This is a genomic window from Streptomyces sp. NPDC102514, from assembly GCF_055584525.1.
The window spans coordinates 201982-220422 of record NZ_JBVJLW010000010.1; the positions used below are offsets into that span (position 1 = coordinate 201982).

At 70.8% G+C, this 18441-nt stretch carries 18 protein-coding genes and 1 pseudogene; 8 read left to right on the forward strand and 11 right to left on the reverse strand.

What is annotated here, in order from left to right; genetic code table 11:
• Entirely contained in the window at positions 1–1629 is a 1629-nt protein-coding gene (locus tag ACZ60E_RS25735) for an ABC transporter substrate-binding protein (protein WP_469443392.1), read from the reverse strand.
• 260 nt (positions 1630–1889) lie between these two features.
• Between ACZ60E_RS25735 and ACZ60E_RS25740 the strand changes: the two genes are divergently transcribed.
• From ACZ60E_RS25740 to ACZ60E_RS25750, 3 genes are read left to right on the forward strand one after another with little or no spacing between them, the layout of a single operon-like run.
• Positions 1890–2351 (forward strand): transposase, encoded by a 462-nt coding sequence (locus tag ACZ60E_RS25740; protein WP_469443394.1) that lies wholly within the window; start codon positions 1890–1892, stop codon positions 2349–2351.
• A gap of 10 nt (positions 2352–2361) precedes the next feature.
• A complete protein-coding gene (locus ACZ60E_RS25745; RefSeq protein WP_469443396.1) occupies positions 2362–2796 on the forward strand; it encodes an OsmC family protein in 435 nt (144 codons plus the stop codon).
• The gene (locus tag ACZ60E_RS25750) at positions 2793–3701 is read left to right on the forward strand and encodes a sulfurtransferase (RefSeq protein ID WP_469443397.1); all 909 of its coding nucleotides are present in this window, start codon (positions 2793–2795) and stop codon (positions 3699–3701) included. The genes ACZ60E_RS25745 and ACZ60E_RS25750 overlap by 4 nt, the downstream gene beginning before the upstream one ends.
• A 91-nt stretch (positions 3702–3792) precedes the next feature.
• Here ACZ60E_RS25750 and ACZ60E_RS25755 read toward each other — a convergent pair.
• Positions 3793–4446, reverse strand: a pseudogene (locus tag ACZ60E_RS25755) (hypothetical protein); the annotation flags it as partial.
• Positions 4447–4575: 129 nt separating this feature from the next.
• Entirely contained in the window at positions 4576–6063 is a 1488-nt protein-coding gene (locus ACZ60E_RS25760) for an FUSC family protein (RefSeq protein WP_469443552.1), read from the reverse strand.
• Positions 6064–6315: 252 nt separating this feature from the next.
• Here ACZ60E_RS25760 and ACZ60E_RS25765 point away from each other — a divergent pair, with 252 nt between their 5' ends.
• Positions 6316–6792 carry an Lrp/AsnC family transcriptional regulator gene (locus ACZ60E_RS25765; protein WP_384799314.1) on the forward strand — a complete coding sequence of 159 codons (477 nt, stop codon included), beginning with the start codon at positions 6316–6318 and terminating at the stop codon, positions 6790–6792.
• Positions 6793–6811: 19 nt separating this feature from the next.
• Complete coding sequence (locus ACZ60E_RS25770; RefSeq protein ID WP_469443400.1) at positions 6812–7507, forward strand: HAD family hydrolase; 696 nt, start codon at positions 6812–6814, stop codon at positions 7505–7507.
• 154 nt (positions 7508–7661) lie between these two features.
• On the opposite strand, the gene ACZ60E_RS25775 is transcribed toward ACZ60E_RS25770, so the two are convergent.
• The 8 genes from ACZ60E_RS25775 to paaA form a co-directional block, all read right to left on the reverse strand.
• Entirely contained in the window at positions 7662–8234 is a 573-nt protein-coding gene (locus ACZ60E_RS25775; RefSeq protein ID WP_469443401.1) for a TetR/AcrR family transcriptional regulator, read from the reverse strand.
• Positions 8235–8302: 68 nt separating this feature from the next.
• Positions 8303–9004 (reverse strand): SDR family oxidoreductase, encoded by a 702-nt coding sequence (locus tag ACZ60E_RS25780; RefSeq protein ID WP_384799322.1) that lies wholly within the window; start codon positions 9002–9004, stop codon positions 8303–8305.
• Positions 9005–9203: 199 nt separating this feature from the next.
• A complete protein-coding gene (locus ACZ60E_RS25785) occupies positions 9204–10568 on the reverse strand; it encodes an FAD-dependent oxidoreductase (protein ID WP_384799325.1) in 1365 nt (454 codons plus the stop codon).
• 190 nt (positions 10569–10758) lie between these two features.
• Positions 10759–11928: a 1,2-phenylacetyl-CoA epoxidase subunit PaaE gene (gene paaE / locus ACZ60E_RS25790; RefSeq protein WP_469443404.1), complete on the reverse strand. Its 1170-nt coding sequence runs from the start codon at positions 11926–11928 to the stop codon at positions 10759–10761.
• Positions 11928–12443 carry a 1,2-phenylacetyl-CoA epoxidase subunit PaaD gene (paaD, locus tag ACZ60E_RS25795; protein WP_469443406.1) on the reverse strand — a complete coding sequence of 172 codons (516 nt, stop codon included), beginning with the start codon at positions 12441–12443 and terminating at the stop codon, positions 11928–11930. Before paaD ends, paaE begins: the two co-directional genes overlap by 1 nt.
• The gene (paaC, locus tag ACZ60E_RS25800) at positions 12437–13264 is read right to left on the reverse strand and encodes a 1,2-phenylacetyl-CoA epoxidase subunit PaaC (protein WP_469443408.1); all 828 of its coding nucleotides are present in this window, start codon (positions 13262–13264) and stop codon (positions 12437–12439) included. Before paaC ends, paaD begins: the two co-directional genes overlap by 7 nt.
• Positions 13265–13274: 10 nt before the next feature.
• Positions 13275–13595 (reverse strand): 1,2-phenylacetyl-CoA epoxidase subunit PaaB, encoded by a 321-nt coding sequence (gene paaB, locus ACZ60E_RS25805; RefSeq protein ID WP_385838988.1) that lies wholly within the window; start codon positions 13593–13595, stop codon positions 13275–13277.
• Positions 13592–14584, reverse strand: coding sequence for a 1,2-phenylacetyl-CoA epoxidase subunit PaaA (paaA, locus tag ACZ60E_RS25810; RefSeq protein WP_469443411.1), 993 nt, complete (start codon positions 14582–14584; stop codon positions 13592–13594). Before paaA ends, paaB begins: the two co-directional genes overlap by 4 nt.
• Positions 14585–15024: 440 nt before the next feature.
• Here paaA and ACZ60E_RS25815 point away from each other — a divergent pair, with 440 nt between their 5' ends.
• The 3 genes from ACZ60E_RS25815 to ACZ60E_RS25825 are packed head-to-tail and all read left to right on the forward strand — an operon-like array spanning position 15025 to position 18429.
• On the forward strand, positions 15025–16455 hold the full coding sequence (locus ACZ60E_RS25815; protein ID WP_469443412.1) for a family 2B encapsulin nanocompartment shell protein: 1431 nt from the start codon (positions 15025–15027) through the stop codon (positions 16453–16455).
• Entirely contained in the window at positions 16452–17510 is a 1059-nt protein-coding gene (locus tag ACZ60E_RS25820) for a family 2 encapsulin nanocompartment cargo protein terpene cyclase (protein ID WP_469443414.1), read from the forward strand. The genes ACZ60E_RS25815 and ACZ60E_RS25820 overlap by 4 nt, the downstream gene beginning before the upstream one ends.
• Before the next feature lie 46 nt (positions 17511–17556).
• Complete coding sequence (locus ACZ60E_RS25825; RefSeq protein WP_385838993.1) at positions 17557–18429, forward strand: geranyl diphosphate 2-C-methyltransferase; 873 nt, start codon at positions 17557–17559, stop codon at positions 18427–18429.
• Positions 18430–18441 lie beyond the last annotated feature (12 nt).

An 18441-nucleotide genomic window follows, 5' to 3' on the forward strand; every position in this document is an offset into this window, starting at 1 on the left:
CTACTTCTTCGCCAGCCACGCGTTGATCAGGTACTGGTCGAGCCCGACCGGCGTGATGTCGTGCAGCCGGGGCGAGTGGGCCCAGATGTCGACGTCGTTGGAGACCGGCACCTCGTACGCCTGGTCGACGAGGATGCGCGACGCCCGGTCGACCAGTGCCTGGCGCTCGTCCTTGTCGATGGTCTGGTTCTGCTCCTGGAGGAGCGTGTCGAGTTCGTTGCCCGTCTTGTCGTCGTCCGCGACGAAACTCCGGTCGGAGCCGTCCGTCGTGCCGTAGTTGGCGCGCAGGACGTCGGGGTCGGGCGAGGAGGCGTACCAGTAGGCGACGTCGTACTTGCCGCTGAGCAGTGCCTCGTTGGCCTCGGCGGCCAGTGGCGGGTCGAGGACGAGTTCGATGCCGAGCTTCTTCCACTGGTCCTGGAGGACCTGGAGGCTCGCGTCGTCCCGCGGGGCTTTCAGCGACAGCCGTTCGCCGTCGGCGTTGCGGCGGATGCCGTCGGAGCCGACCTTGGTCCAGCCGGCCTGCTCCAGCAGCGACGTGGCTTTCTTCGCGTCGTACTTCAGCAGCTTGCTCTGGTCGGAGTAGTAGGGGTTGTCCTTGCTGAGCGGGCCGGTCGCGGGCTGGTCCACGCCGCCCGAGGCGATCTTGACGAACTGCTCTCGGTCCACGCCGATCTGGAGCGCCTGGCGGACGCGTACGTCCTTGAGGAACTTGGAGGAGGTGTTCAGCGGCAGTTCGAGTCCGGTCGCGGGGTTGAGCGTCTTGGAGATCGTCAGCCCGGCGCTCTTCAGCTGGGTGACGTACTTGGCGTTCACCCAGTAGATGAACTGGAGTTCGTCGTCACCGATGACCGCGCCGTTGCGGACCGAGTCCTCGGGGATGATCTTGTAGACGACCTCGTCGAGATAGGCAGCCCCCTGGTGGTCGAAGTACTTCGGCGCCCAGTCGTAGTCCTTGCGCTTCTTCAGCACGATGCGCTGGTTCGGGGTGTACTCCTCCAGGTAGAAGGGGCCCGATCCGTCGAGCCACTTCTGCCGCTTCTCGACGGGGAGTTCGGCCGTCTTCTGCGAGACGATGCCGACGTACGCACGCGAGAGGGACGTCAGGAAGGCGGCGTTCGGCTCCGCGAACCGGACCGTGACCTTGTGCTCGGAGGGCGTGGTTATCTTGCTGACGCCCTGCACGATGGTCTTGGCGCTGGAGTGGATGCCGGGCCGGTTCAGACTCTCCAGGTTGGCCTTGACCACCTTCGCGGTGAGTTTGGTGCCGTCGTGGAAGGTGACGTCGTCACGCAGCTCGAACGTATAGGTCCGCGCGTCCTTGCTGACCGTCCAGCTCGTGGCGAGCCACGGTTCGACCTTCTTGGTCTCGGGGTTGTAGAAGACGAGCGAGTCGGCGAGGGCGCGGGCCACCGTGCGCCAGACCTGGTTGACGACGGCTGCGTCGACCCCGCCGGGGTCGGCGCTGAGGCCGATGTTGAGCGTGCCTCCGTAGCGGTCCTTCTTGGCCACGTTGGCGGCTGCCCCGCTCTGCCCCTCGCCGCCGCTGCCCGAGCAGGCGGCGGTGGCGAGAAGCGCCAGCGTGGCGCCCACTGCGGTAAGCCAGTGCCGCGGACGTGAACTGAACACGACTTGTGGTTTCCTCTCGATCGGCTCAGGGGCGAGCGGTAGCGGCTGCGGCTGTCGTCAATGACCGGTCGGCGCTACGTAGTTGCACTTGCCTCAGGCGAAGGTGCGGCAGTGATACATAAAACTTCTCGCATCAAGGCCGAGTGAAGATACGACGCGATAACAGCTGGATACTGCTGCCTCGTAGCCGATATGTTTACACGGGTGCGCGCTAAGTATCGTGACGACAGTGTTGCAGTCTCCTGAACGGGGAAACCGGCATGGTGTTCGACAAGAAGTACAGTGACGAGGTCCGCCGTCTGGCGGTCGAACGGGTACGGCAGAGGCGCCTCGAAGAGCCCGAGAACCGCTCGATCGTCCGGGAGGTCGCCGAGGAGTTCGAGGTCGGCCCGCAGTCCCTGCGCAAGTGGCTCACCCGCTACGACGACGGCAGTTACGACTACGACCCGGTCCCCGGCTCCGTCGCCCTCGCCGTCTCCGCCGACGGTCACGGAGACGGCTGGGAACCCCGCGCCGCGACCGCCGGCCGCCAGGAGCGCAGGACGGGCCAACGCGAACTGCTCAGCAGGATCGACGAACTGGAACATCAGATCGCCGTCCTGCAGGAGGACAACCGTTCCCTGACCCGGGTCGTCTCGCTGCTGGCCGACCAGCTCCGGGTGGCCACCACGCACGGTGTCCAGATCCCGGACTCCACGGTCCGCCACACACCTCGTGCCTAGACTTCCTGCGGTGAGCGACAGAATGACCGTGGTCAGCAACCTGCACGGGCGGACCACCGACGTCCGCGGCCGTTACGCCATCGCCGGACCCGGATTCGAGTTCGCGTCGGACGGATCGGTGCGCAGCGGCGGTCCTGGCGAGGAGGCGAGCTCGCTCGACCTGCTCGTCGCCTCCCTCGTCTCCTGTGCGCTCAACGCGTTCCGGCACGACTTCGTCGAAGGCGGGCAGCCGGAGCGCCGGGTCGAGATCTTCGCCCGTATCGAGCGCAGGATCGAGGGGGACTACCTCGGCACGCTCATCATGGAGTGCTTCATCGACGGCGTCGACCATGTGACGGCCGACGAGCTGGTCGCCGAGTACAAGAAGCGGTGCCGTATCTACAACGCCCTCAAGGAGAGCCTTCCGGTGGTGTTCGTCCCGCACGCCTCGGGGTCCCCGGGATGACGGCGGCCGGGCCGGCCCCTCTCGTGGACGCGCGGACGGCGTCCGCCCTCGGCGCGCGCTCGGTGTTCGTCGAGGTCGCGCCCTGGCGGGTGATGGCACCGGGCCCGGATCCGATCCGGGGAAGCATTCCCGGCGCGATCCCGACCTCGGTCATGTCCGACTTCGCCGGCCGTCCGACGGCCGAGAGCGGCCACCTCCCACTGCCAGATCCGGGCGACGTGCGGGCCGCCCTGCTGGCTCACGGCGTCGGGCCCGCCGACGACCTCGTCCTCTACACGCGCCGCGTCGAGGAGCTGTCGTCCGCCGCACGCGCGTGGTTCGTCCTCACCTGGGCCGGCTTCCGTTCGGTGCGCGTCCTGGACGGCGGGCTGCCGGCCTGGACCCGTGCGGGCGGCCTGACGGGCCCCGCGCGGGAGCGGCGACCGGCCGCCCCCGCGCACGCCCCCCACGCACCCGCACCTTCGCCGTTCCTCCCATCGGAGAGCGGCGGCCGGCGTGTGCTCGGCGTCGCGGACGTCCTGGAGGTCGCGGACTACGGCACGCTGCTCGACTCGCGCCCCATGAGCGCGTACAACGGAGCGCTGGACGACCCCAGGACCGGCCATGTCCCGCACGCGGTCCACGCCCACTCGGCCGAACTGGTCACCCCCGAGGGGCTGCTCGTACCGCCCACCGACCTGCGGAGATGGTTCCTGTCCCGGCGGGCGATCGGCAGCCATGAGGTCGGTGCCTACTGCGGCGGCGGGGTGTCCAGCGCGCTGCTGGTGTTCGCCGGGGCCCTGCTCGGCCAGCAGGTGGGCCTGTACGTGGATTCCTGGTCGGCCTGGGCACGCGATGTGTCCCTGCCGGTCGAGCGGGGCCCCGTGTCGACCCGTTCCACGGTCGTCGACACCGACTGCGCCTGAAGAAGCGCCGGGCGCGCGACGAGGTGTGCCCTGATGCCGGGGCGGCCCCACGCCCCGGCACCTCCGCGTCACCGCTCGTCGCGCAACCGCGTCACTCCTCGTCGCGCAGCCGGGCCGCCAGGGAGATCAGCGGCTCGGCCACCTCGGTGCGGCCCGAAGCGGTCAGACGGGCGACCGCCGCGTCGATACGGGTGAGGGCGGGCGCGGGGCGTTCCAGGTAGATGCCCTCCACCGCTCCCGCCAGGCGGATGCTCTCGGCCCACTCCTCGGCGTGGGCCTCGGCGTGCTCCCGCTCCGGGCCGGGCTCGCCCAGCAGGGCGAGGGCCTTGTTCAGAGCGGTCAGGGCGTCCTCGTACGTACCGGCGTAGGCGTTGACGCGCCCGTGCTCGTACGCCAGGGCGGTGTCCAGGGAGCGGCCGTGCGCCTCGTACCCGGCGGTGCGGGCCTCGTCGGCGATCCGGCCGGCGGCGGAGAGCAGGCCGAGGGCGTCGGCCAGACCGTCGGCGCCCTGCTGCTGCGCCTGGAGCCGGGCCAGTTCGCGCAGGCAGTTGCTGATCTGCTCGTAGCGCGGGGCCCGCGCGTGGGCGGCGAGCGCCTGGTCCGCCACCTCGCGGGCCCGGCCGAACTCGCCCGACTCGCCGAGGAGTACGGCCGTCTCCGCGGCGATCATGGCGTGGCTCCCCGGGTCGTCGTCCCAGCCGGCCGACTCGGCCGCGAGGACGACGAACTCCGCCGTGGCCCCACGTGATCTTCGGGTGCAGCATAGACGGCCCCACCGACACCGATTCCACAAGGAATTCACCTGGTCCGCACGGGCGGGACACCTGGGCGGAGCGGGCGGGCGGGGCCAGGCCCGTACGAGGTCGGGGCGTCGTCAGGCGACGGTGACGGGGCGGCTGCGCAAGGGCTCGGCGAGTGCCTTCAGCGCCTGCTCCAGACCGTGCAGATGCGTCAGCGCCTGCTCACCGACGGCGGGGTGCGCCGCGGGAGCGGGCACGTCGATCCCGGCGCGGGCCGCGGCGGGGCCGGTCAGGGCCTCCACCGCGCCTTCCACCCGCCGGCAGGCGGCGGCGAGCCGCTCGTCGTGGGAGGCGTCGGGATCCGCGGCGATCGACGCCAGGCCGCGCACCTCCTGGGCGCACCGGTCCAGCAGCTCGACGACCTGGCGGGCCCTCGTCCTGCGGGCCCGCAGCGGGGCGAGCGGATGGACCAGCGGGGCCAGCGACAGCCGCACCCGGCCCAACAGCAGTTCCAGCTCGGCGACATACCGGGCCGGGTCGGCGGTCGGGGACCCGGCGAGACGGGCGGCGGCCTCGGAGGTGCAGGCGTGGACGCAGTGCAGCGCCCGCTCGATCCACGCGTCGGTGGTGGCGTGCGTGGTCACCGGCAGCACCAGCAGGACGGCGAGCGCCGCGCCGAGCGCCCCCGCCCCCGTCTCCAGCACACGCAGCAGGAGCAACCCCGGATCGAGCACCCCCAGCAGCCCGTAGAGCAGACCCGCCATCACCGTCACGGCCAGCATCATCCACGTGTAGGACACCGCGGCCGCGTAGAAGATGCCGAACACGCACACCGCGACGAGCCCCGCGGTCGGAGCGCCGGCTCCGTCCAGCGGAACGGCGATCACCAGGCCGACGGCGATACCGATGACCGTGCCCAGGACCCTTCGGAAGCCCCGCACCAGGGTCTCGCCCCGCGAGGACGTGTTGACGAAGATCCACCAGGCGGTGCCGACGGCCCAGTACCAGCGCTCGTGCGACAGGATCTGGCCCGCGGCGATCGCGAACGCGCAGGCGGCCGTCGCCTGGAAGGCCTGGCGGGTGGTCGGCCGGGCGAGGCCGCGGCCGGTGGGCGGCGCGGGCGCGGCCGGGACCGGGCTGCGCCGCTCGATGCACCACGCGCCGAACCGCACCGCCGAGGACGCGGCCAGCGACAGGGTCATCGCGGCGTACAGCTGGGGAAGCTGGGCCGGGACGGCGTGCAGGAACTGGGTGATGAAGAAGGTCATGAACGCGAAGATGCCGAGCGCGTGACCGCGGGGGCCCCAGCGGCGGGCGTACACCCCGCCGAGGACGACGGCCAGCCAGACGGCGTCGCGGACGGTCGGTACCGCGTGCAGGACGGCCGCGACGGCGAGTACGGGGAAGCCGACGGCGGGCAGCAGGGCGGTGGTGACCGCCTGGCCCCGCACGGTCGCGTCGCCCACCGTGAACAGCGCGAGGAGCGCGGTGAGGCCCCCGGTGATCGAGGCGGACAGCGAGAGTCCGGCGAGCTCCGACAGGGCCACCGCGAGACCGATGCCGAGCACCGCGCGCAGCGAGAGCCGCAGCCGTACCAGGCCCGGGTCCGGCGCCATGAACATCTTCTTCACCGTCGGCTGCCCGCCCCCGTTTCGCGTCGACACCTTGAGCATGTGGCCCTGCGGACACGGCCCACAGGCATGGGCATGGCGCCGTGTGTCCGGTCCGGCTTCCTTGCCGTCCGGCGCTTCACGACGCCATCGATACGCCCACGTTAAGCAGGAGAAGGGCGATGGCTCAACAGGCTTCTGATCCACTGGGCCATTGGTACAGTCGGGAACGATCACTCCGGACCACAGAGAGACCAACGGACCATGGCCGTGGACGAGCTCGACACCCGTATCCTCCGGCTGCTCCTGGAGCAGCCGCGCACCAGCGTGCGGGAGTACGCCCGGGTCCTCGGGGTGGCCCGCGGCACGCTGCAGGCGCGGCTCGACCGGCTGGAGCGGGACGGTGTGATCACCGGGACGGCCCCCTCGCTCTCCCCCGCCGCGCTGGGCCACCCGGTGCTCGCGTTCGTGCACATCGAGGTCACCCAGGGGCATCTCGACGACGTGGGGGACGCGCTGGCCGCCGTGCCGGAGATCATCGAGGCGTTCTCGATCACCGGTGGCGGGGATCTGCTGACGCGGGTCGTGGCACGGGACAACGGCCACCTCGAAGACGTGATCCAGGCGCTGATCAGTCTGCCGGGGGTCGTCCGTACGCGGACGGAGGTGGCGCTGCGGGAACGGGTGCCGCAGCGGGTGCTGCCGCTCGTGGAGTCGATCGGCCGTTCGGCCCGGAGCTGATCATTGGCATCCTGGTCGCATGAGCGATCTCGACGGCATCCCGGTCATCTTCGATCTCGACGGCACCCTCGTGGACAGCGAGCCGAACTACTACGAGGCGGGCCGGCGGACGCTGGCCGGGCAGGGCGTCACGGACTTCACGTGGGCCGACCACGAGCGGTACGTCGGGATCAGCACGCAGGAGACGATCGCGCTCTGGAAGGAGCGGTACGGGCTCGACGCCCCGGCCGACGCGCTGCTCGCCGACAAGAACCGGCGCTATCTGGAACTGGCCCGTGCGTCGACCCCGGTGTACCCGGAGATGCGCGCGTTCGTGGAGCTGCTGGCCGGTGACGGGGTCCCGATGGCGGTGGCCTCGGGGTCGTCGCGGCCGGCCATCGAGGCGATCCTGTCGGGCACGGGGCTGGACGAACGTCTACGGGTCGTCGTGTCGGCGGAGGAGGTCGCTCTCGGCAAGCCCGCGCCGGACGTCTTCCTGGAGGCCGCACGGCGGCTGGGGGTCGCGCCGGGGCGCTGTGTGGTGGTGGAGGACGCGGTGCCGGGGGTTGTGGCGGCGGGGGCCGCGGGGATGCGGTGCATCGCCGTGCCGTATGTCGTGACCCAGGCTGGGGATCCCGCGTTCGCCACGGCGGGGTTGCTTTTCCGCGGCGGCCAGGGGGAGTTCACGGCTCGGGAGGCGTACGAGTGGCTCGGGGGCGGGGCTCCGCCGGCCTGAGGGGGTGGGGGCGGCTGGGTGCGTTCGGCTGCGGCCCCGGTGGGGGCTGAGCGCGCAGTTCCCCGCGCCCCTGAAAGATGAAAAGCAGGGGCCCCGTTTTTCAGGGGCGCGGGGAACTGCGCGGCCCGCCCCCACCGGGGCCGCACACGAGCCGCTAGCTCACACCCCCCGCGTCCAGCAGCGCCGCCGCCGTCGTGGTCGTCAGGCCTGAGAGCGTTTCCGCTTTCGCCCCCGCCCGCGCACTCGCCCCGTCGAAGATCAGCGTGAGCTGGCGAGCCAGCAGCTCAGGATCACGCGCCCCACCCCGCTCCGCGTCCACGCGAAACGCCTCGACCAGGGCGCCCTTGACCCGCAGGGCCACGACACTGGCCGGATGCTCGGGGTCCTTGAGTTCGACCAGCGCCGACAGGTACGGGCACCCCCGGTAGTCGTCCTGCGCAGCCACCCGCTCCAGCTGCTCGAAGACGTACAGGATCCGCTCCCGCGGCGACCGCGGATCCTCGGGCCCGAGATGCAGCATCCGCCCGTACTCCGGTGCGCGCCGCTCCAGGCTCGCCGCCAGCACCTCGTCCTTGCCGGCGAAGAGCTGGTACATGGACCGCTTGGACACCCCGGCGGCCCGGCACAGCGCCTCGACGCCGAGGGAGACGCCGTCGCGGTAGAAGAGCTCCGTGGCCGCGTCGAGCAGCCGGTCCCTCGTGGATGTCTTGTCCGTGGTGGTGGCCATGGGGCGAGGCTACCTCCGTCGCTCGGCCGGAAGAAACCGATCGGTCTACCGGGTCCGCCGCGTGCCGGTCAGGCGACCAGCTGCGGGTACAGGACCGAAAGGTCGGCCGACAGACCGGACTTGACCTGGCGGGTCAGATCGTCGGCGAGGACCTCGAAGGCGCCGCTCTCGATGCCGTCGAGCGCCTGCGCCGCCACGTCCACGGGCGAGGACTTGGGCGCGTCGATCGCCGCGGTCATGTCGGTGTCGACGTAACCGACGTGCAGCCCGGTGACGCTGATCCCGCGCGGGGCGAGGTCGAGCCGCAGGGAGTTGGTCTGGGACCAGAGCGCCGCCTTGGACGCGCTGTACGAGCCTGCCAGGCCGATCCACGACAGTACGGAGTGGACGTTCAGGATGTGGCCGCCGCCGTTGCGCTCGATCACGGGGACGAACGCGCGGGCGGTGAGCAGCGGTCCGTAGAAGTTCGTCTCGAAGTCCTTGCGCACGTCGTCGACCGGCGAGTCCAGGAACGACGTGTGCATGGAGACACCCGCGTTGTTGATCAGGACGGTGATGTCGCCGGCCTGTTCCGCGGCAGCCGCGACGGAGGCGGGGTCGGTGACCTCCAGGGCCAGCGGTACGGCCCGGGTGTCCTTGACGGTCCGCGGGTCGCGGGCGGTGGCGTACACCTTCTTCGCGCCCCGCTCGAAGAGCCCTTCCACCAGCGCCTTGCCGATTCCCCTGCCGCCACCGGTGACCAGGACGACGGAACCCTCGATTGCGGTCATGACTCTCTCCGAACCTCAGCGGATACGATGTGGAAACCGATCGGTTTCCCTTCTCCATGAAGGTAAACCGATCGGTTTCACAATGCAAGCCGTGCGGACGGAAGACGGACGGGGAGCGGACGCGAAAACGGGAGTGGCCCCAGCTGTCACAGCTGGGGCCACTCCCGTCGACGGGTTGTCCGTACGCCTCCCGCGGGGGCTACGCTCCGCTGGCGCCGAGCATGTCCTCGCGTTCCACGAGCTTCACGCGCTCACGGCCCTGCGGCTCGCCGAGCGCCTTCTCCGCGGCGTCCAGGCGGTACCAGCCCTCCCACGTGGTGAAGCGGACGTTCCGCTCGGCGAGGAACGCGTCCACCGACTCGGGTTCCGGCGAGGTGGGCGTCTGGAGACGACCGTTCCCGTGGTCGTCGAGCAGGCTGGCGACCGTCTCGTTGGCGTCGCCCTTGGTGTGGCCGATGAGGCCCACCGGACCGCGCCGGATCCAGCCGGTGACGTACGTCGACGTCAGGTGCTCGCCGGTCTCCTCGATCACCCGGCCGGCCTTGTCCGGGACGGTGCCCGACTCGACGTCCCAGGGCAGCTTGGGCAGCTTGTCGGAGAGGTAGCCGACGGCACGGTAGACCGCGCCGAGGTCCCAGTCCTTGAACTCGCCGGTGCCCTTGACGTTGCCGGTGCCGTCGAGGGCGGTGCGCTCGGTGCGCAGACCCACGACCTTGCCGTCCTCGCCGAGGATCTCGGTCGGCGACTCGAAGAAGTGCAGGAACAGCTTGTGCCGCCGCTCGCCGACGTCGCGGATCGCCCAGTTCTCCAGGGTCTTGGAGACCATGTCGGCCTGCTTGTTGCCGCGCCGGGTCGCGATCGAGCCGTCGTCGTAGTCGATGTCCTCGGGGTCGACGATGACCTCGATGTTCGGGGAGTGGTCCAGCTCCCGCAGCTCCAGCGGGCTGAACTTCGCCTGCGCCGGACCGCGGCGGCCGAAGACGTGGACCTCCAGGGCCTTGTTGGCTTTGAGCCCCTCGTGGACGTTCGCCGGGATCTCGGTGGGCAGCAGTTCCTCCGCGGTCTTGGCGAGGATGCGGGCCACGTCGAGCGCCACGTTGCCGACGCCGAGGACGGCGACCTTCTCGGCCTCCAGCGGCCAGGTGCGCGGCACGTCGGGGTGCCCGTCGTACCAGGACACGAAGTCCGCCGCGCCGTACGACCCGTCGAGCCCGATGCCGGGTATGTCGAGGTGCCGGTCGGCCGTCGCCCCGGTGGAGAAGATCACCGCGTCGTAGAAGGCGCGCAGGTCGTCGAGGTTGATGTCACCCGGGTAGTCGACGTTGCCGAAGAGGCGGATCTGCGGCTTGTCGAGCACCTGGTGCAGGGCGGTGATGATGCCCTTGATGCGCGGGTGGTCGGGGGCCACGCCGTAACGGATCAGGCCGAAGGGGGCCGGCATCCGCTCGAAGAGGTCGATGGAGACACCGGGCTCGACGGCCACTGCGGACTTCAACAGCGCGTCGGCGGCGTAGATCCCGGCGGGGCCGGCTCCGACTATGGCTACCCGCAGGGGGCGAGGCATGATCAGGTTCCCTTCGAGCGGTGATCAGGAGTACTCACCGGGAGCCTAAACTAAGGCTATCCTAAGTCTGTAGCCGGGCTGGATCTATGACCTCATAACTCCGATTTATGAGTGGATCGAGTGCATGTCCGCCGATGCCCTCAGCCGGTGCCGCCTCAGACGTACGGCCCCTCAGGCGTACGCCCCCGCCTCAGCTGTCGTAGTCCACGGTCAGGGTCTCCGAGACCGGGTACGACTGGCAGGTCAGTACGTAGCCCGCGTCGACCTCGGCGTCCTCCAGGGCGAAGTTGCGGCGCATGTCGGCCTTGCCGTCGGTGATCAGAGCACGGCAGGTGCCGCAGACGCCACCCTTGCAGGCGAAGGGCAGGTCGGGGCGGTTCCGCTGGGCACCTTCCAGGATGCTCCGGTCCCGGACCAGTGCTGCGGTGGTGGAGCGGCCGTCCAGAGTGACGGTGACCTGGCTGACGGGCCCCTCGACGGCCGCCTCCTCGTGACGCACCTCTCGTACGGGCTCGTCGTCGGCGTAGAACAGCTCCCGGTGGACGCGGTCTCCGGGCACGCCGAGGCCGGTCAGGACCCGCTGGGCGTCGACGACCATGCCGTGCGGCCCGCACAGCCACCAGTGGTCCGCCGACCCCACGTCGACCAGCGAGCCGACCAGTGCCGAGAGGCGCTCCGCGTCGAGGCGGCCGGACAGCACCTCGGCCTCGCGGGGCTCACGGGACAGCACATGGGCGAGCTGGAACCGCGCCGGATAGAGGTCCTTCAGATCGGCCAGTTCGTCGGCGAACATCACCGTGTCCGTGCGGCGGTTGCCGTAGAAGAGGGTGACCGTCGAGCGCGGATGGGCCGCCAGGACGGACTCGGCGATGGACAGCATCGGCGTGACACCGGAACCGGCCGCGACCAGCACATGGTGGCCGGGCACGGCGAGGTCGGGCGTGAACGTGCCGGTGGGGGCCATCACCTCGACCGTGTCACCGGGGCGCACCTCGCGCACGAGCCAGGCCGAGAACAGACCGCCCGGCACCACCCGCACCCCGATGCGCGGCACCGAACCGGCCGGCGAACAGATCGAGTACGAACGCCGCTCGTCCCGTCCGTCGACCACGCGCCGCAGCGTCAGCGACTGACCGGGCGCGAAGGCGAACTCCGCCGCCAGCTCCGCCGGGATCTCGAAGCTCACGGCCGCCGCGTCCTCGCACAGCGGCTGTACGGCGGCGACGCGCAGGGGGTGGAAGGCCGGGCGGCGGCGGACCCGCACGGGCACCGCCGGGGCGGGGGCCGTCGCGACCGCGGCCGGGGTCGGGGCCGCCGGGTCCGTGGTGTCTCCCGCCGGCTCTTGCCTCAGGCCTGCCATCAGATCTCCTTGACGTACTCGAACGGTTCGCGGCAGGCGCGGCAGCGGTGGAGCGCCTTGCAGGACGTGGCGGAGAAGCGGGACGTCTCCTCGGTGTCCGTCGCGCCGCAGCGCGGACAGGCCACCGTGCGGCGGGTGGGGGCCAGTACGAGGGGCACCGGGCCTGCGGCGTGCCGGGGTGCGGCTCCCGGGGGTGCGATGCCGTGCTCGGTGAGCTTGCGGCGGCCCTCGGGGGTGATCCAGTCGCTGGTCCACGGCGGGTCCAGGACCGTACGGATCTCCACGCGCGCGTACCCCGCGTCGCGCAGTCGTGCCGCCACGTCCGCGCGCATCTCGGCCATCGCGGGGCAGCCCGAGTAGGTGGGCGTCAGCCGCGCGACCACGGTGCCGTCCCCGCCGACCTCGACCCCGCGCAGGACGCCGAGGTCGGCCAGGGTGAGCATGGGCAGTTCGGGGTCCGGCACCTGTTCGGCGATGTGCCAGGCACGCTGCACGTCCCGCACGGCGGTCACCATGTCGCCCCCGGGTGGGCGCGGGCCACGCTCTGCAACTCGGCCAGCAGCGGCGCGAGATGCTCGGTGTGCTCCCCGTCCCTGCCTGCGCCGGGCAGTGGCCGGAACACCGGCATGGGCAGCCCGGCGGCCTCGGTGACCTGCCGCAGGACGGTGACCACCTCGTCCCGGACGTCGTACGCCGTGAACAGCTCGCCGAAGTACGGGGCGACCTGCTCCATCGCCCTGCGCGTACGGCGGTGCGACTCGTCCGTGCCGTCACCGAGGCGCACGACCCACTCGGCCGCGTACTGCCGGTGGTAGGTCAGTTCCTTGACGCCCTTCGCCGCGACGGCCGCGAGGACGGGGTCGGGGTGCGACGACAGCTCCCCGAAGTGGGCGAGCCGCCAGCTGGACAGGACCAGCAGCCGCACGGCCGAGAACGCGAAGTCACCGCCGGGCAGTTCGGCCAGCCGGACGTTCCTGAAGTCGTCCGCGTCCCGGAAGTAGGCGTACGCGTCCTCGCCGCGCCCGGTGCCGTCGACCTGGCCGGCGCGGGCGTAGAGCAGCCGGGCCTGGCCGAGGAGGTCGAGGCCGATGTTGGCGAGGGCGACCTCCTCCTCCAGCTCGGGGGCGCGGGTGGTCCACTCGGCGAGCCGCTGGGCGCTCACCAGGGCGTCGTCGGCGAGGGCCACGCAGTCGGCGGCCAGCAGGTCGGCGGCGACGCCTTCGAGCACGGTGGTGTCCACGCCGTGCAGCGGGTCCTCGAAGCCGGTGCCGTACGCCCAGCGGGTGTCGTCCTCGTGTCCCTCGGCGAGGGACAGATAGACATGGTCGTCGCTCATGCCCTGCTCCTCAGATGTGTGGGACGTCGTCGGGGATGTCGTAGAAGGTCGGGTGGCGGTAGACCTTGTCGGCGCTCGGCGCGAAGAACGGGTCCTTCTCGTCGCGGGTGGAGGCGGCGATGTGCTCGGAGCGCACCACCCAGATCGAGACGCCCTCGTTGCGGCGGGTGTAGAGGTCGCGCGCGTGGGTGAGGGCCATCGTGTCGTCGGCCGCGTGCAGGGAGCCCACGTGGACGTGGTTCAGTCCGCGCTTGCCGCGCACGAAGACCTCGTACAGCGGCCAGTCGCCCTGGGTGGTCTCCGCCGTCGCGTCCGGGGTGGAGTCGCTCATGCCGTCGCCCCTTCCTGCGTACGCGCACGCGCGCGCCGTGCCTGCTTGGCCGCGTGGGCCGTGGCCGCCTCCCGTACCCAGGCGCCGTCCTCGTGGGCGGTCCTGCGGCGCTCCACCCGCTCGGCGTTGCAGGGTCCGTCGCCGCCGATGACCCGCTTCAGCTCGGACCAGTCGGGGGTGCCGAAGTCGTGGCGGCCGCGCTCCGCGTTCCAGCGCAGCTCCGGGTCGGGGAGGGTCACGCCGAGTTTGGCGGCCTGCGGGACGGTCATGTCGACGAACCGCTGACGCAGTTCGTCGTTGGTGTGCCGCTTGATCTTCCAGGCCATCGAGGCCGCGGAGTTGGGCGAGTCGCCGTCGGGCGGGCCGAACATCATGAGCGAGGGCCACCACCAGCGGTTCACGGAGTCCTGGACCATGTCCCGCTGGGCCTCGGTGCCGCGCAACATGGTCAGCAGCAGTTCGTAGCCCTGTCGCTGGTGGAAGGACTCCTCCTTGCAGATCCGCACCATCGCGCGCGCGTAGGGCCCGTACGAACTCCTGCACAGCGGGACCTGGTTGCAGATCGCCGCGCCGTCGACGAACCAGCCGATCACGCCGACGTCGGCGAAGGTCGGGGTCGGGTAGTTGAAGATCGACGAGTACTTCTGGCGGCCCTCGATCAGCCGCTCGGTGAGGTCGGCGCGGTCGGCGCCGAGGGTCTCGGCGGCCGAGTACAGGTACAGCCCGTGGCCCGCCTCGTCCTGGACCTTGGCGAACAGGATGGCCTTGCGGCGCAGCGACGGGGCGCGGGTGATCCACTCGCCCTCCGGCTGCATCCCGATGATCTCCGAGTGCGCGTGCTGCGCGATCTGCCGGACGAGGGTCCTGCGATAGCCGTCGGGCATCCAGTCGCGGGGCTCGATGCGCTGGTCCCGCGCGATCGTCGCGTCGAAGTGCTCCTGCAACAACTGCTCCGGGAGGGGCGTCCCGGCGGAGTGTGTCGTGGTCATCGATACCAGCTTCCCTACCGACCATTCGTTCGGTACCAGTGTGCCGCCTTTCCCCCGCCCGGGCAAGACCCGCACTCGATCACCTGACCGAAGGGCCGGTCGGCGCGGGCTTCCGCTCCCGTCCCGGGCCGGCGCAAACCACCCGTGCGCCCCCGCGCCGGTCGCACGGAGGCAGGGACCGGCGTGGGAGCACTTCGTCGGCGGTGGCGCACCTCGCGCTACGGAGCGCCACGTCAGGGGCGCGAACACGCCCCTTTCACGCGGTTCCCTGCCGCCACCCGTGGCTGTTTGGCTTTACACGCAGCACCGCACTGCCCAGCCGTCCGCACAGCCCCACGGCCACCGCCCCGGCCTCCACCGCCCCGTGCACCCGCGCCCGACAGCAGCCCCGCGTCAGCCCGGCACCGCCCGCCTGCTCGCATCACGTACCCGGAGGACATGTGACCGCCCCGGAAAGTCCCCCCGACAGCGCCGTCGCCCCGCCCGACGCCGACACACCCTTCACCAGTCTCGGCACACAGGCCGCGCGCCAGCTCGCCACCACCACCAAGTCCGCACCGCAGATGCAGGCCATCACCTCGCGGTGGCTGCTCAAGATGCTGCCGTGGGTGGACGTCAAGGGCGGCACCTACCGGGTCAACCGGCGACTGCAGCTCCGCGTCGGCCGGGGCCGGGTGCAGTTCGACCACAACGGCGCCGACGACATCAAGGTCATCCCCGAGACGCTCACCGAACTGCCGGCCCTGCGCGGCTACACCGACACGGCGGCCCTCCAGGAGATCGCCGCACGGTTCCGCGTACGGGAGGTGCGCGCCGGCCAGGTCCTCTTCGACGCCGGACAGCCCGTGACCGAGGCGTATCTCGTCGTCCACGGCCGGTTCACCCGCTACACCCCCGGCAAGTACGGCGAGGAGGAGGTCACCGGGGTCGTCACGGACGGCGCCCAGCTCGGTGACGAGGCCATCGGCCAGGAGGACCCGCGCTGGCACCACTCGGTGCGGGCCGACACCGCGGGCACGGTGCTGACCCTGAACTGGGACAGCCTCGAACAGTTCGTGGAACGCACCCCCTCCCTCGCCGCACAGCTCGCCGCGTTCGCCGAGCAGCAGAGCAAGCCCATGAACCGCAAGGGCGAGGCCGACGTCCCCATGCAGGCGGGGCACGTGGGCGAGCCGACCCTCTCCGGCGGCTTCGTCGACTACGACCTCTCCCCGCGCGAGTACGAGCTGTCGCTCACCCAGACGGTGCTGCGCGTCCACACCCGTGTCGCGGACCTCTACAACAGCCCGATGGACCAGACCGAGCAGCAACTGCGCCTGGCCATCGAGGAGATCCGCGAACGCCAGGAGTGGGAGCTGGTCAACAACCGCGAGTTCGGTCTGCTGCACAACGTCGACCACGCCCAGCGCGTCAGCACCTTCTCCGGCCCGCCGACCCCCGACGACCTCGACGAACTGCTGTCGATGCGCCGCAAGACCCGGGTGTTCCTGGCCCACCCGAAGGCGATCGCGGCCTTCTTCCGGCAGTGCAACCGGCGCGGTCTGATGCCTGGCACCACCACCATCGAAGGGCATGAGGTGCCCGCGTGGCGGGGTGTCCCGTTCCTGCCCTGCGGCAAGATCCCGATCAGCCCGCAGCACACGAGCAGCGTCATCGCCCTGCGCACCGGAGAGGCCGACCAGGGCGTGGTCGGGCTGTACCAGACCGGCATTCCCGAGGAGTACCAGCCGGGGCTCAACGTCAGGTTCATGAACATCGACTCCACCGCGATCATGAACTATCTGGTCACCGCCTACTACTCCATGGCGATCCTCGTTCCCGACGCGGCGGGAATCCTGGAGAACGTCCAGGTCGGGCGGACCGCGGAGTGAGCACCCCGCCCGTGTCCCCCACGACTCCCCGACTGCCAGGGCCGCCGAACCTCGCCCGCGCCACCACCCGCCGTCGCAGCGGCGCGGTGCCCGGACTGCGGTACCGGCCGGCCGTGCCCGCCGACCCGGAGAAGGCCGCGGAGATCGACCGCAGGCTGGAGGCCTGGGCCCGTGAGCTGGACCTGTTCCCCCAGAGCTGGACGGGGGACTTCGCGGGGTTCCAGTGCGGCCGGGCCGTCGTGCTCCAGCACCCCGGCGCGATCAGCCTCGACCACCTCATGGCGGCCGGGAAACTGCTGCTCGCCGAGAACGTCGTCGACGACTGCTACTGCGAGGAGGTCGAGGGCCGGGGCGGAGCGGCCCGCGGGCTGGGCGGGCGGCTGGTCATCGCCCAGTCGGCACTCGATCCGTACCACGGCACACCCGAGCTGGAGGAGGAGTGGCGCCACGGCATGGCGGCCGACGGGCCGCTGCGCTCGTACCACCACGCCCTGCGGGACTACCGCGAGCTCGCCACTCCCAGCCAGAGCGACCGGATCGTGCACGACCTGGCCCGGCTGCACATGGGCTATCTCGCGGAGGCCGCCTGGTCCGAGATCCGGTACGTGCCGCAGATCTGGGAGTACCTGGTGATGAGGCAGTTCAACAACTTCCGGCCGTGTCTGTCGATCGTCGACGCCGTGGACGGCTACGAACTGCCCGCGGCGCTGTACGCCCGGTCCGAGATCCAGCGGATCACCGCGCTCGCCTGCAACGCCACCACGATCGTCAACGACCTGTACTCCTTCACCAAGGAACTGGCCTCCGACCCCACCCATCTGAACCTGCCCCAGGTCATCGCCGCCAACGAGCGGTGCGGACTGAAGGCCGCCTACCTGCGGGCCGTCGAGATCCACAACAGGATCATGGAAGCGTTCGAGGAGGAGTCGGCGGTCCTGTCCGCCACCTCGCCCCTCGTCGCGCGCTACGCCGAGGGCCTGGCCTCGTGGGTGTCAGGGAACCACGAATGGCACGCCACCAACTCCCACCGATACCACCTGCCCAACTACTGGTAGCACCACCGTCCCTGCCCATCGTCACAGCGCCACGAGGAGTCCCCACTTGACCATCACCAACACCGAGACCACCGCAGCATCGGTGCCGAGCCAGTCCACGTACCAGACCCGCGTCGCGGACTACTGGAACGCCGAGGAGAACCCGGTCAACCTCGAACTGGGGAAGATCGACGACCTGTACCACCACCACTACGGCATCGGAGCCGTCGACCGGTCCGCTCTCGACGAGGGTCCCGGCTCGGGCCCCGACCGGATCACCGCCGAACTGCACCGGCTGGAGCAGGCCCAGGCCGACCTGCTCGCCTCCCGGCTCGGCGACCTCTCCCCCACCGACCGTGTCTTCGACGCCGGCTGCGGGCGCGGCGGCGGCAGCGTGGTGGCCCATCTGCGGTACGGCTGCCACACCGACGGGGTGACGCTCTCCCGGAAACAGGCCGACTTCGCCAACGAGCAGGCCCGTAAGCGGGGCATCGACGACAAGGTGCGCTACCACCACCGGAACATGCTCGACACGGGCCTGGAGAGCGGCGCGTACGCGGCGTCCTGGAACAACGAGTCCACCATGTACGTGGAGTTGGACCTGCTCTTCGCAGAGCACGCCCGGTTGCTGCGCCGCGGGGGCCGCTATGTGACGATCACCGGCTGCTACAACGACGCCTACGGGCGGGCCTCCCGCGAGGTGTCGCTCATCAACGCGCACTACATCTGCGACATCCATCCGCGCTCGGAGTACTTCCGCGCGATGGCCCGCAACCGGCTCGTGCCCGTCCATGTGGAGGACCTCACCGCCGACACGATCCCCTACTGGGAGCTGCGCCAGGAGGCCGGGCATCTGGTCACGGGCATCGAGGAAACGTTCCTGAACGCGTACAGGAACGGCAGTTTCCAGTACCTGCTCATCGTGGCCGACCGCGTCTGACGTGCCCTGAAC